At 68.4% G+C, this 13176-nt stretch carries 9 protein-coding genes; 5 read left to right on the plus strand and 4 right to left on the minus strand.

Features of this window, described 5'->3' with window-relative positions; translation table 11 throughout:
- The first annotated feature begins 2 nt into the window (after positions 1-2).
- From FZN60_RS18780 to FZN60_RS18800, 5 genes are all read left to right on the plus strand, one after another.
- A complete protein-coding gene (locus tag FZN60_RS18780) occupies positions 3-827 on the plus strand; it encodes a hypothetical protein (RefSeq protein ID WP_158875033.1) in 825 nt (274 codons plus the stop codon).
- A 169-nt stretch (positions 828-996) separates the two neighbouring features.
- Complete coding sequence (locus FZN60_RS18785) at positions 997-1659, plus strand: hypothetical protein (protein WP_158875034.1); 663 nt, start codon at positions 997-999, stop codon at positions 1657-1659.
- A 14-nt stretch (positions 1660-1673) separates the two neighbouring features.
- Positions 1674-3875, plus strand: a complete 2202-nt coding sequence (locus FZN60_RS18790) for a TnsB C-terminal domain-containing protein (RefSeq protein WP_158875035.1) — start codon at positions 1674-1676, stop codon at positions 3873-3875.
- A gap of 2 nt (positions 3876-3877) precedes the next feature.
- Positions 3878-4993, plus strand: coding sequence for an ATP-binding protein (locus FZN60_RS18795; RefSeq protein WP_158875036.1), 1116 nt, complete (start codon positions 3878-3880; stop codon positions 4991-4993).
- Positions 4990-6915: a TniQ family protein gene (locus FZN60_RS18800; protein ID WP_255476070.1), complete on the plus strand. Its 1926-nt coding sequence runs from the start codon at positions 4990-4992 to the stop codon at positions 6913-6915. Before FZN60_RS18795 ends, FZN60_RS18800 begins: the two co-directional genes overlap by 4 nt.
- Before the next feature lie 990 nt (positions 6916-7905).
- On the opposite strand, the gene FZN60_RS18805 is transcribed toward FZN60_RS18800, so the two are convergent.
- The 4 genes from FZN60_RS18805 to FZN60_RS18820 form a co-directional block, all read right to left on the minus strand.
- A complete protein-coding gene (locus FZN60_RS18805) occupies positions 7906-8109 on the minus strand; it encodes a hypothetical protein (RefSeq protein WP_158875038.1) in 204 nt (67 codons plus the stop codon).
- A gap of 35 nt (positions 8110-8144) precedes the next feature.
- Positions 8145-8780: a GNAT family N-acetyltransferase gene (locus FZN60_RS18810; protein WP_158875039.1), complete on the minus strand. Its 636-nt coding sequence runs from the start codon at positions 8778-8780 to the stop codon at positions 8145-8147.
- A 105-nt stretch (positions 8781-8885) separates the two neighbouring features.
- Positions 8886-9245 (minus strand): hypothetical protein, encoded by a 360-nt coding sequence (locus FZN60_RS18815; RefSeq protein ID WP_158875040.1) that lies wholly within the window; start codon positions 9243-9245, stop codon positions 8886-8888.
- Positions 9246-9725: 480 nt separating this feature from the next.
- Positions 9726-12914: a PAS domain-containing hybrid sensor histidine kinase/response regulator family protein gene (locus tag FZN60_RS18820; protein WP_158875041.1), complete on the minus strand. Its 3189-nt coding sequence runs from the start codon at positions 12912-12914 to the stop codon at positions 9726-9728.
- Between the last annotated feature and the right edge of the window lie 262 nt (positions 12915-13176).

The following is a 13176-nucleotide window of genomic DNA, read 5'->3' on the forward strand; positions in this document are numbered from 1 at the left end:
AGATGCCCACGGCGAGCGAGTTCCGCCCCGACGTGACGCATGCCGAACGGGGCCGTTTTCGAAACCACAAAGAAGGAGGGAAGCACATGAAGCGGTTGCGCATCGCGATCGACGACCTCGTGGGCATGGCAGGTGCCGAGCACCGCGTCGCGCGGCAGCTGCCCGAGGGTTTGCTGTTGCGCGACGTTGAGGACCCCGCGCGTCTGACGTTCCTGGCCTCGGCGGACGTCGAGCGGGCCTGGCGCGAGGGAGCGCTCGTCGTCCGCCCGGCCGCCGCGGCTCCCGGCAGCCGTCAGGAGGAACGGGCACGTTTCCGCCGGGCCCTGTGCGAGGAGTTCCTTGTGCTCAAGGCGGAGCGGCCGGCCGGGCGATCCGCCGCCGCGGTCGACGAGGCGCTGCGGGACGCCTGGACGCGGATTCTCCAGCGCCTTTCGCGGAGTGTCGGGGCCTCCGAGAGGATCTGGATCTGGCCGCGGCCCTGCCGGCGCACCTTCCTGCGGTGGCTCGCCTCCTATGACGGCACGCTCGGATCCCTCATGGACGGGCGCGCCCGCGTCGGCAAGCCGCGGTTCCCGAGGGTCGACGCGACCGCCCTTGCGCTCGCGAGGGAGGTCGCTGCCTTCCGCCTCACGCGGGGGATGCCGGTCGCGGCCGCATACAGGATCCTGCGTTACGAAGCCCACCGGCATACGGCGGCGGGCGCCCCGATGACCGTGCCCTCGTTCTCGACCTTCCGCGCCATCGTCCACGACGTGGAGCTCCGCCTTCTGCCGTCGGGCAGCGGCGGCAGCATCCGTCCCCCCGCACCCGCCGTAACGACCATCTGACCCCGCGGGCGACCGCTCACGGGCAACCTCGAACCATGGAGACGATCATGACGAACGACGACAACGGCACCCTCCACATTATCACCGGTCCGAACTCCAGCCGGGAGGGCACCGTCCAAACCGCCGAAAGGAGCCTGCACATAGCGGGCTGAACGAAGCCTATGCCGAGGTGTCCTGGCAGCCCCCGCTGCCGAGCCTCTCGACTCGGAAGATCAACTACCGCTCGCAGGTCTCCAAGCGGATCGTCGACGTCGACCACGTGACCAACCGCGTGATCGTCAGCGAGAGCGGCCTCGAGGCCGGCTTCACCGACATCCTGCGCGCCACCTGCTCCTACCTGCACCTTCAGGAGCAGCCCGCCCCCGTCACCTACATCGGTCCCGACGGGCGCGACGTCACCCATACCTTCGACGCCTTCATGACGATGCCGGACGGCTTGCGGATCGCCTTCGACGTCAAGCCCCGCGAGTTCGTGGAGTCCAGCGGTCTCAGGCTGCAACACGAGCTGATCGAGGCGCAGGTCGGGTCCGCGTTCGCCGACCGTTACCTGATCAGGACCGAGGACCACATCCACCCCGACGACGTCCTCGACGCGCGGACTATCCTGCGCGCTAGGCGTCTGCCCGACGCGGCGGCCGACGCCGCCGTGGCCCATCTCGCCTCCGGTCTCAGCGGATGGATGCGGATTCGCGAGCTCGTCGAGCTGACGGGGCTCCGAGCCGCCGCCTTCAACGCGATCGCGCGCCTGGTCGGCGCCCGCGGCCTCGCCGTCCGGGACGGCGAACGAATCCTTCCCGCGAGCTTCGTCTCGCGGCCGGACACACAGCACTGACAGGAGAGGAAGCCATGATCCCCATCGAGAGCATGCAAGCGTTCAACGTGCCCCAGCCCATGAAGTTCGACTTCGGGCACGACACGCTGGTCACCATCAGCAACCCGGACCCGCTCCCCTACGTCCAGGTCGACTGGACCAAGGACTACCTGACCCTATGCCGCCACGACGACAGCCGCATCAAGCAGGTCTTCCCGCACGCGTTGCTCAAAAGCCTCCGCGATGAGGGCAAGCTGCTCGTCGAGCAGCGCAAGCTCGACGAGGGCCGGCAGAAGATCGCCGTGCTGAACCGCGACGTCGCCGGCACGGTCGACGTGCCGGGCCACGTGATCGACAAGGCCGTGTTCCACCACCGCCTCGTGCTCGCCATCGAGGCGATGCGCAAGGCCGGCGAGGCGAGCCTCTCCGACGCCAGCCTCGCCGCCGCGATCCCGAAGGCCTTCGGCGCAGTCGTCGCCGATTTGGCCTCTGTCGCGTCCAAGGGCTGGAAGCCGCCCGAGAAGGTGCCTTCACCCGGCACGCTCCGGCGCTTGCGGCGCGCCTTCGCCGCTCTCGGGGACGAACCCCTCGCCGTGCGCGACCGGCGTAGCGTCTGCTCCGGCAACAGGAAGCCGAGGATCGAGGACCCGATCGTCCTGGCGATCCTCGGCAAGTGGACGAAGGCCTATCTCGACCGCAGGCGGCCGACGGTCGCCGGCCTGCACCGCCTGATGCAGGGCGAGTTCCTGGACCTCAATGCCCAGCGGAAGTCCGAGGGCCTGCCGCCCCTGACCTGCCCGTCCAGGAGCACGCTCGAGAGGGCGATCAACAGGCTCGCCAAGTTCGACGTCGTCCTCGCCCGCGAGGGCAAGTCGGCCGCAAGGCGCAAGTTCAAGATCGCTGCCAGGCACGAGTTCTCCCTCGCCCCCGGCGAACTGGTGTTCTTCGACAACTGGAGCATCCAGCTCTCGAAAATTCCCCTGCCGAAGGCGTTCTGGGACGTAATCCCCGAGGAGGAGCGCAAGAGGATGAAACGCATCCGGCTCAACCTCTGCCTCGCCCTGTGCCGCGCCACCCGGGTGATCCTCGCGGCGTCCCTCTCCGTAGGTCCGAACACCGCCACCTCCCTGCGCACCCTCGAGATGGCGTGCAAGGACAAGGACGCGATCGCCAGGGCGGCCGGATGCCGCTCGTCCTGGAACCACGCCCTGACCATCGGGACGATCGGCGTCGACTGCGGTCCCGAGTTCGCCAACGCCGCCTTCGTCGCCGCGGCCGTCGACCTCGGGACCAGGATCGAGCTCGGCATCGCCGGCGAGCCCGATGCCCGCGCCGAGATGGAGCGTGCCTTCAAGACGCTCGATTCCCAGCTCCTCCAGAACTTCTCGGGCCGGACCTTCTCCAACGTCACCGACAAGGGCGAGTACGAGGCCGACAAGCTCGCGAGCGCGACCCGCGAGCTCTTCTCCAAGTCCCTGGTCCGCTGGATCGTCGACGTTTACCACAACCAGCCGCACCGCGGCCTCGGCGGCGAGACGCCGAACGACGCCTGGATCCGGTGCTGCGACACCTACGGTATCGTGCCGCCCCCGAACGTCCACCAGATGCGCGCGGTCTTCGGGTTCGCGAGCACGCGCCGCATCCAGGCCGCGGGCGTGCCGTTCCTCGGCAACTACTACCGCGGCACGGCGCTGGGCGACATCCATCGGCGCATCGGGCAGGGCGACATCCTGATCCGCGCCTGCCTCGACGACCTCGGCGCCATCGCGATCAAGGAGATCGGCCCCGACACTCCCTGGCACACGCTCCCGTGCGAGAGAAAGGAGTTCAGGGGCATGACGGCCGCACGGTGGATCGAGACCGCGAAGGCCCTGCGCCGCAAGCACGCGGACGCCGCCAAGCTGCGCGAGCCGATCGTCCTCGAGGCGCTCCAGCACCTGCGCGAGGCGGGCCTGGAGGCCGAGAGAGAGGCCGGGCTCCTGCCCTCGATGCTGACCGACGACGACATCGCGGAAGCCGAGGCGACGGTCTTCGCCAACTTCGAAATCGTCCCGGCTAAGCGGCGCGGGCAGACGCTCGAGGGCGTGTACGGGCCGGCCCCGGACGAACCGGCCGGGTCCGACGCCGGGAAGGCCGTGCCCGACCCCGCCGACGCCGCGAAGCCGGCGGACGCCGCGTCCGAACCGCGGCGGCGCCCCCGCCGGGGCCTCACCTCCGACTTCCTGAAGAAGGACTGACCATGGCCAAGCCGAGGAACGACGGCGGGAAGCCCGCCAAGCGCCCGGACCTCCTGGCGCGCATTGCCGCCAACCAGTCGGAGGGCCGGCGCGCCGTCGCCGCCGTCCTGAGGAACGTGCGCTCGATCTACCTGAAGACGGACAACGACGACACGCTCGCGGCCGAGATCGAGTTCATCCTGGACTCGATCTCCCTGGAACTCGGGCAGGGCGCGGAGGTCCGTCCGGCCGCGGCGGCGAACAGGGGCGGCCGGATCCTGATCGTGACCGGCGAGGCGGGGGCGGGCAAGTCGCGTGCCCTCGCCAGCACCTTCCTCGGCAGGCCCGAGTTCGAGGGTTTCGGCATCGAGGGTGAGCCCTGCCCGCTGCTCTCGATCGTCGCGCCCTCCCCCTTCACACTGAAGGCGCTGGGGAACGAGGCGGTGCGCAAGATGGGCTACCGCGGGCGGCGGGAGATTCGCGAGGGTGAGGTCTGGCCGATGGCGCGGCTCATGATGCGCGAGCTCGGCATCCGCGTGCTCCACATCGACGAGGCCCAGCACGGCGACCAACTCGCCGACCCCAACGCCGTCCGGAACGTCGAGAACACCCTCAAGCGCGTGCTCCAGGACGTCGATTGGCCGATCTGGCTGATCCTGTCGGGCCTGCCGGAGCTCGCAAAGTTTTGCCAGCACGACCGCTCGGTCAACCGGCGCATCCGCCACGTCAAATTCGAGTCGCTGCGCTTTCCCGACCACGTCAACGCGGTGCGCGGGACAGTCGCGACCATCATGGAAGGGTGCCCGGGCCTCGCGCTCGGCGGGCTCCTCACGGACGAGTTCGTCGGGCGCCTGCTGCACGCCTCGCTCAACCAGTTCGGCATCCTCGTGGAGTTCGTCCAGGACGCCATCGGCGAATGCCTCGTCGACGGCAAGACCGCCCTCGTGGTCGACCACTTCGCCGACGTCTACACGTCGCGCACCGGGCAGGTGGAGGAACGGCTCAATCCCTTCAAGGCGGGGGATTGGCACACGATCGACGTGGCCGCCGCCCTGTACGACGAGCCGCCCGGGCAGCCCGGCCAGTCGGCGACGCGCAGGCAGTTGAAGCCCCCGCACCGCACGGGAGGCAACGGGTGATCGCCCCCCATCCCCTCCCCGCGGCCCTCGCCCTCGTCCCCGGCGGGCGAGAGACGCCGTCCGACTACGCCTCCCGGCTCGCCTTCAAGGTGGGCCGGGACGGCGCGCGCAGGCTCTGCAAGGATTTCGGCATCTCCTGGCACGCCCTCCTGCGCGGCGACGCCCAGGCGGTGCGGGACGTCGCCCGCCTCGGCTCCGCCGATCCGGAGGCCCTGCTGCCGCTTGCCTTCCGCCGGATCGAGGGCGAGCGCCTGGTCCATCGGGGCATGGTTCTCCAGAAGGGCATGGTCGCGGGACGGCGCCTCAGGTTCTGCCCGGCCTGTCTCGAGAGCGACGTCTCATCCGGGCGGGGTCGCCCCGAGGCGAGAGCCTGGCGCCGCAGCGAGTGGCTCCTCGCCGACGTCGCCTCCTGTTCCGAGCACGGGGTCGAGCTCAACGAGCTCGGCTCCCTGCCTGTGAAGGTGGCGGAGGACTTTTCGCGCGCTGTCGCAGCCGCACTGCCGCTACTATCCGAGGCGGTTCGCTCCGCCATCCCATGTCCCGCGTCGGGGTTCGAGCGTCACGTCCTGCGCCGGCTCTCCGGCATCGACCCGACCGATCCGGGGGAGGCCTGGCTCCACGGTGTGCCGCTCTTCGCCGCGATCCGCTTCTGCGAGGTCGTCGGAGCGGTGGCGCTGGAGGGTATCGGGGCACCGGAGCGCAAGTTGCGGGACAAAGGCACCCGGAGGCGGCAGGCGGCCGGGTACGAGATCGCGGCCGGCGGTCCGCAGGCGTTTCGCGACTTCCTGTCACGGCTCCAGCGGGCGCAAGGGCGCGGTACGGCGAAGCCGGGCCCACAGGCCGTGTTCGGCCGCCTTTACCTCTGGCTCAACCACGCGCCGCGTGACCCCGCCTACGACGCGTTTCGGGAGGTCCTGCGCGAGCATTGCATGGACACCATGGCCCTCGGACCCGGCGACCGGATCGCCCCGTTCGGCAGTCCGGTGCCAACCCGCAGGCTTCACTCGATTCGGTCGGCGGCCATGGAGTACGGCATCAACCAGGTCACCCTGCGGCGGATCCTCTTCACCACCGGCGTCGCCTCCCCGGCTCAGTCCGACCTGACCGACGACCAGGTCACCTTCGACGCGGACGCCAACAAGGACTTCCTCCGCGATCTGACCTCCTCCCTTACCCTGGAGGAAGCCGCCGCGCGCGTGGACGCATCGCCGGGTCAGTTGTTGGCGCTCGTCGACGCGGGCCTGGTTCCCACCTGGATCGGAAGCCACGTCGAGGGATCGAACCGCCACCGCTTCAGGCCGTCGGACCTGGACGGTTTTCTTGGCGCGCTCCGGGTCCGTATCGATGCTTCATCCCCTGCGGACCGGCCGCTGGCAGGCATCGAGACCGCCGCCCGCCGCGCATGTCGGCCGCCGGCCTGCGTCGCGGCGCTCGTTCTGTCGGGTGGGTTGACGCGATTGGGGAACTCCGGGCAGCGGGTCGGCTACCGCTCCGTGCTCGTGGACCCCGGGGAGGTCCGCACGGCGCTCGTACCCGAGGAGGAGGGAGATCTCTCCCTCGCGGCGGTGAGGAACGCCACCGGCATCGCGCGTCACGTCCTGGCGGCCCTGGTGCGCTCCGGGATCCTCGTCGGCCGCAGCGCCCGCCATCCCGTGAACGGCACCACCCGTTTCCTCGTGCCGCCGGCGGATCTCGAACGGTTCCGCGCGACCTATGTCCCGCTGGCATCCTTGGCCGCCGGGTGCGAGGTGACCCCGCAGCTGCTCAAGAGGAGGCTGGACGCCTCCGGAGTCGAGCCGGCGCTCGACCCGGCGGTCGCGAAGGCGGTGATCTATCGACGCGTCGACATTCCGGATCTCGCTTCTCTGGACCTCCGGCCGTGGCCGAGCGGCAAGAGGCGCTCCGCACCCCGGCGCGTCTGACGCGGTGTCCGGCAACTTCCTGACTTGCTTCCGTATCCAACGTGTTGATCGGCGCCACCCTTCGACCGCGCCTGCATCAGGTTGTTCGATAGGCCATTACGCCGATCACCTTCGATCCCTGGCACCCATCCATGTTCAGGCGAACAAAACGGCGGCTGCGATGAGGCCGATGACCACCGCCACGGACGCGATCACCAGGATTGCCCCGGCTACGCCCCGATTCCCAGGCTCTTGATCGAAGGCCACGTGGTTCTCCGGCTCCGCTTCTCCATAGGGCCCATGAAGCCGGTTGGCCGCAGCGGGTCAACAGGAGACCCGCAAAAGCGCGCGACGTGGGAAGAGTCGCCAGAGAGGACCTCGCCGATCGCCGGCTGCGCTCTTGGTGGCGCTGTGACTGTAGTTCGACGAACAGCTTCAACGCCGATCGAGGCGGCAACCTGTTGAGCGAATTCGCCGCGAACTGGTTGGCGCCTATTGCCGATCAGCACCCATGGGCACCTCAAGGGCATCCGTCGGCTGACGCACGCATTGCCGGACGTTGTCATGTTCGATGGCTGCGACGGGCCGCGTGAGCATGAAATCCCCCAAACGGATCACAGGGACACTCATGGTCATGGCGGGCCTATTCGGCGTTCAGAGCCATAAGGCAAGGGAGACGCATTCCTTGCAGACGAATGCGGCATCGATCGACAGGTTAAAGTCCGTTCTCAAGCAAGGGGCGGCGTACGGAGGGCAACGGCCGATGGAGCCGAACCTTGGCTCGGCTTCCCGCCGACTGCCGGCGCGGGACCGGGAGGTGGTCGCGCGTCCATCGGCGAGCAATGCGGACCGGGAGCGTCCTTGCCGATGAGCGTCCGCCGCAGCGGGGGCATGCCGACAGTGCCGCATGCCCGGTGGCGGGGCCTCCTCCGGCGGCTCGAACGAACTCGGGTCCGTCAATGGCCTCGCCAGACCAAAGCCCGCGGCGGGATAGGTCCTGCCCTCCACGACTCACGACGAGGCCGGGCACCGGTCGACCGTGATGCGCCATTCATGGAGACCATAGTCGAAGACCGTCGCCTCGACGTCCCGAAGGCCCGCGTGCGGCCTGGGCAGCAGGGTCACGACCTTCGACGCGGCCAAGGGTATGAGGTAGCCCTCGACCCTGTAGGAGATCCCGCCGGCACTCATGGTCAGGCGGCAGCGACGGGTCACCGAATCCGGCTTCGGCCGCGACCGGTCCACATGCTTCAAGCCATCGCCCTGATCGCCGCCGCCCAACCCGGAAGGGTATGGCCCTCCAGCAGCCGGATCCGCGCGGCGCTGCCGTCCAGCAAGGTGTCGTTCCAGCCATCGAGCCACACGGCCTGCTCCTCGAGCGCCTGGGGGATTCGCAGGTGGAACTCGTCGCCGTGGACGTGCCCGTCGGGCTCGGTCCGCAGCCCGGGAAGCGCGGCGCCGGGGATGCGCACGGCCTTCGCATGCGCGAACCCCGTGCGGGCGATGATCCGGCGCGGTGCATCGTTGCCCTTGAGCACATGGGCGACGATGCGGGGCGGACGCCGCCACGCCAGCGGGTTCTCGTTTACCAGGAAGTGGCAGAGCGGCAAGCGCATCAGGACGTCGCCTATGCCCTTGCCGCGCGCTTCTGGCGAGACCATGAGGCCGCCGATCTCGACCTCGCTCTCGTCGTCCGAGACGCACGCATACGAGAGGCCGAGCACCACCTCCTCGTCGGTGACCGCGCACCAGACGTTCCGGTCGAGGGCAAGGGCGGAAAAGGCTTCCTGGGTCCTGGGATAGATCGCGTCGTTGGCGGCAGCGAAGTCGGTGTGCCAGGTGTGGGCATGGCCGACCTGGTCCGAGTTCACGATGCAGAAGTTCACGGGCAAGGCTGCGGTCCCCACGGTCGCCCCGATGGGGCGGACCGCGGACGTAACCCAGGACTCTCCCGGGATCAACGGCTTCCGTGGTTTGCGGAAGCCGAATCCTCAGTCGCGGAGCAGCTTCAGCTTGCCGCGCGCGGACCTGGCCAGCGCGTCGAAGATGGCCTTGCGCGCGAGCGGATGCGGCGAGGAGACGCCGCGGGTCCAACGGCCCACGGTGGGACGGGAGACGTTCAGGATTCGGGCCAGATCGGCATCGTCGAGCTCCAGCAGTTGCTGCGAGGCCCTGACGAGGCCCGCGAAGTCCAGGTCGGCATCGCTCGCGGCCGCGGCCTCGAGCATCGACACGAGTTCCCCGATCGCCTGCGCCATCTGGGCGCGCACGTTCTTCACGAGCTCGAGAAAATCGGAGAAATCGAGAACGACCTGTGATTCCGCACTAATGCGGTTCGGGATGTTCGTCATTTTCGGCTCCTCTGCCGCCGTATGATGGGCATGGCGGCCTATGATCTATATGCACGCGGCGACGCGGCATGCAAGGGGCGTCACCCCCCGAAATCTTGCGTTCCGCGCAGTGGCTTACGACCGCCGGGCACGATCAGCCACCGTGCGAGATGCACAGATCGCTCCAATATAGACCGTCACGCCGGCCCTTTGGGCGTGCCCGCCCGTGCCGATTGACTTCAGAGGCGCGGTCGACGGATCGGACCGCTGCCGACCGGCTGGAACGCTCCTGGTGTTGATCGGCTTCGCCCTTCGACCCCGCCGATCTCGGGTCGTTCAACAAGTTATCACGCCGATCGGCGTCGAACCTCGGCGCCGATCCACAGCGTTGCGAGCTGCCTCTCTTGAGGTCAGCTCGCTCAATAGGTTGCCTCGCCGATCAGCGTGGAGTCTGCGCGATGATCCACAGATTGTTGCTCAACACCCCGACCCGCGTGGCGGTCAGTCGTCCACCATGCCCTGGATCCGGTTCGACAGGACGGTCATGTCGAACGGCTTCGTGACCACCTGCATGCCGGGGTCGAGATGCCCGTGGCTGAGCACGGCGTTCTCGGCGTAGCCCGTCACGAACAGCACCTTCAGGTCGGGGCGCAACTCCCTTGCCGCATCGGCCACCTGTCGGCCGTTCATGCCGTTGGGAAGGCCGACGTCGGTGACGAGGAGGTCGATGGCGGTGTCCGAGCGCAGGACCTTCAGCGCCTGCGGACCGTCGCCCGCCTCGATCGCCGTGAAGCCGAGGTCCTCGACGGCGTCCACCACCAGCATGCGCACCAGCGGCTCGTCGTCCACGACGAGGACCGTCTTGCCTCGGGAATCGACCCGCGGGAGAGCCGGAACGACCTCGGGCTCGACGACCTCCTCCTCGTGATGGCGAGGAAGGTAGACGCAGACCATCGTCCCGCTGCCGACCTCGGAGTAGATGCGAACCTGCCCACCGGACTGGCGGGCGAACCCGTAGATCATCGAAAGGCCGAGCCCCGTGCCGACGCCGATCGGCTTGGTGGTGAAGAAGGGATCGAACGCGCGCTCGATGACGTCCGGGGACATGCCCGTTCCGTTGTCCGAAACGCACATGGAAAGGTACTGGCCCGGCGGCAGGTCGCGCTCGCGGGCGGCACGATCGTCAAGCCAGCGGTTCCCCGTCTCGATGGTGATCCGTCCACCGTCCGGCATGGCGTCCCGCGCGTTGATGCAAAGGTTCAGGAGCGCGTTCTCGAGTTGGTTCGGATCGACCAACGCCGACCATAGGCCCGCCTTCGCCACCGTCTCCACAGTGATCTGCGGACCGACCGTCCGGCGGATCAGGTCCTCCATCCCCGCGACGAGGCGGTTCACGTCGGTAGGCTTCGGCTCCAGCGTCTGGCGCCGCGAGAAGGCGAGGAGGCGATGGGTCAGTGCCGCGGCTCGCTTGGCAGCCCCTTGAGCCCCCACCATGTAGCGGTCGAGGTCACTGACACGGCCCTGCTGCACCCGGGTCTGCATCATGTCGAGCGAACCGGAAATGCCCGCAAGCAGGTTGTTGAAGTCGTGCGCGAGGCCGCCCGTGAGCTGGCCGACGGCTTCCATCTTCTGGCTCTGGCGCAGCGCCTCCTGGGCCCGCTCCAGCTCCTCGGCGGCTTCCTTGACGGCGGTGACGTCGCGCCCGGTCGCGTAGGTGACCTCCCCCGCGGGCGCCGCCACCCAGGAGATCCAACGCATGGATCCGTCCTTGTGGCGGTAGCGGTTCTCGATCTTGATCCGCCCCCCGGTTGCCGTCGTCTCGTATGCGTCGACAGTCTTCGAGTGATCGTCGGGGAGGACGAACTCGTTGACGTGGTGGCCTTCGAGTTCGTCGGGCGCATAGCCGAGCAGGGCCGTCCATGCCGGGTTCACGCGGAGGAAGACGCCGGTGAAGTCGATGACGACCATGAGATCGGGCGAGGTGTCCCACATCCGGTCGCGCTCCGCCGTGCGCTCGGCCACAAGTTGCTCCAGCTCCGCGCTTTGCCGTTCCTTGGCATCGCGGGCCTCGACGATCTCCTGGATGTCGACGCAGGTGCCGATCCAACGCAGGATGGGGCCGTCCTTGGTCTCGCGCGCGGGAACTGACCGACCGATGAACCAGCGGTAGACGCCGTCCTCGCGACGGAAACGGTACTCGATCTCGAACGGGCCTTCGGTCCGGCGAGCCTCTTCCCAGGCCGCGATGGAGCGCTCGCGGTCGTCCGGGTGGAGGACGTCGCTCCAGCCGAAGTGCACGAGTGCGTCGGCCGGGTACCCGGTGAACGCCTCGAAGAACGGGTTGACGTAGTCGCAGCGTCCGTGGGCGTCGGTGGTGAACAGGATGACGGGAAGCGCTTCGGCAAAGGCGCGGAAGCGCGCCTCGCTCGCCCGAAGCGCGGTTTGGCTGCGGCGTTGCTCGGTGAGGTCCAGCATCGCGCCGATCATGCGCGTTGCCCGACCCGTTGCGTCACGGATCACATGGCCGCGGTCGAGCACGTCGGCATAGGTGCCGTCGGCTCGCTCGAAGCGGTACTCCTCGGTCCAGTTCTCGGCCGTGCCGTCGATGGCAGCGTGGATGCTGTGGTCCACCTTCGCCCGGTCGTCGGGATGGATGTGCTCGATCCACCACTCGCCCGTCGGCGCCACGTCGGCGGGCGCATGTCCGTAAGCGGTCTCCAGCGCCTCGTTCCAGAGCACGTGGTTGGTGGCGAAGTGCCAGTCCCAGATCGCGTCATTGGTGGCACGCACCGCAAGGCGGAGCCGCTCCGCTGTTTCCCGAGCTGCCGCATCGGCCGCCTTCTGATCGGACACGTCCCGGAAGAACCCGGCCAACCCTTCCTCGACGGGGTAGGCACGCATCTCCAGCCAGGCCTCTCGTCCATCCGGCCAGCGATACCTGTGCTCCAGCGTCACGGGCACCTGTTCGGTCATGGCCCGCTTGTAAAGGCGACCGAGTTCGCTGGCCTCGCTGCCTGGAAAAGCATCCCAGTGCGTGCGACCGAGGACTGCCTCGCGTGGCCGGCCTTCGATCCGCTCGGCCTCGGCGTTGAAGTCGAGGATGCGGAACTGGCGGTCAAGGAGGAAGAACCCCTCGGCCATGCCGTCGAGCACGCCTTTGGCCCGCGCCTCGCTTTCGCGAAGGCGGCGTTCGGCCAGCACTTGCCCCGTGATCTCGTTGCAGGGGCAGAAGAACCCCGCCACCGTCCCGGCCTCGTCGCGCACGGGCGTGTAGGAAAAGCTGAAGTGGGTCTCCTCGGCATAGCCGCGCCGATGCATGATGAGGGTGATGTCGTCCATGTGGACGGGCTCGCCCGCGTATGCCTGCTCGACGATGGGCACGAGATCTGCGCGGATCTCCTGCCACACGTCGAGGAAGTCGCGCCCGAGCGCGGCAGGGTGCTTGGACGCGAGGATCTCCGCATAGGCGTCGTTGTAGAGGAGGGTGCGCTCCTCTCCCCAGGCGAGGAACATGGCTTGATTGGAAGCGAGCATCACGCCGACGAGGGTCTTGAGCGCTGGCGGCCAGTTCGGTGGGACCCCGAGGCTCGTGCCGTCCCACGGATGGTCGCGCAGCATCCGGCCCAACTCGCCCCCGCCGGAAAGAAAGCCCGGGACATCGGAAGCGGCACTGGTCGAGTTCAGATCCATGATGGAGGGGCATTCCCTTGTCGCGTCATCGGCACTGGCCTTGGCATCGAGGTCGGTCTTCGCTCCCTCATACCCATGGTCACCTGCGCTGACGAGAACTCTCGAGTGGCTTCGACAGGATCGTGAAGCTCGCTTTCCTACCGAATTAGTCGACGTCGATCCCGAATCCACAACGCGTTCGTTCGCGAGATGTCGCGGTCGGGTGGACGGGATGCACATCCGCCCCGTCGCCATATGGGTCCATGCGGTCACGTTCGCTTCC

The organism is Antarcticirhabdus aurantiaca, assembly GCF_009765365.1.
GTDB lineage: Bacteria > Pseudomonadota > Alphaproteobacteria > Rhizobiales > Rhizobiaceae > Antarcticirhabdus > Antarcticirhabdus aurantiaca.

Coding starts and splice junctions, on each gene's coding strand:
- FZN60_RS18780 (WP_158875033.1), top strand. CDS start 3: ATGCCCACGGCGAGCGAGTTCCGCCCCGACGTGACGCATGCCGAACGG.
- FZN60_RS18790 (WP_158875035.1), top strand. CDS start 1,674: ATGATCCCCATCGAGAGCATGCAAGCGTTCAACGTGCCCCAGCCCATG.
- FZN60_RS18795 (WP_158875036.1), top strand. CDS start 3,878: ATGGCCAAGCCGAGGAACGACGGCGGGAAGCCCGCCAAGCGCCCGGAC.
- FZN60_RS18815 (WP_158875040.1), bottom strand. CDS start 9,245: ATGACGAACATCCCGAACCGCATTAGTGCGGAATCACAGGTCGTTCTC.
- FZN60_RS18820 (WP_158875041.1), bottom strand. CDS start 12,914: ATGGATCTGAACTCGACCAGTGCCGCTTCCGATGTCCCGGGCTTTCTT.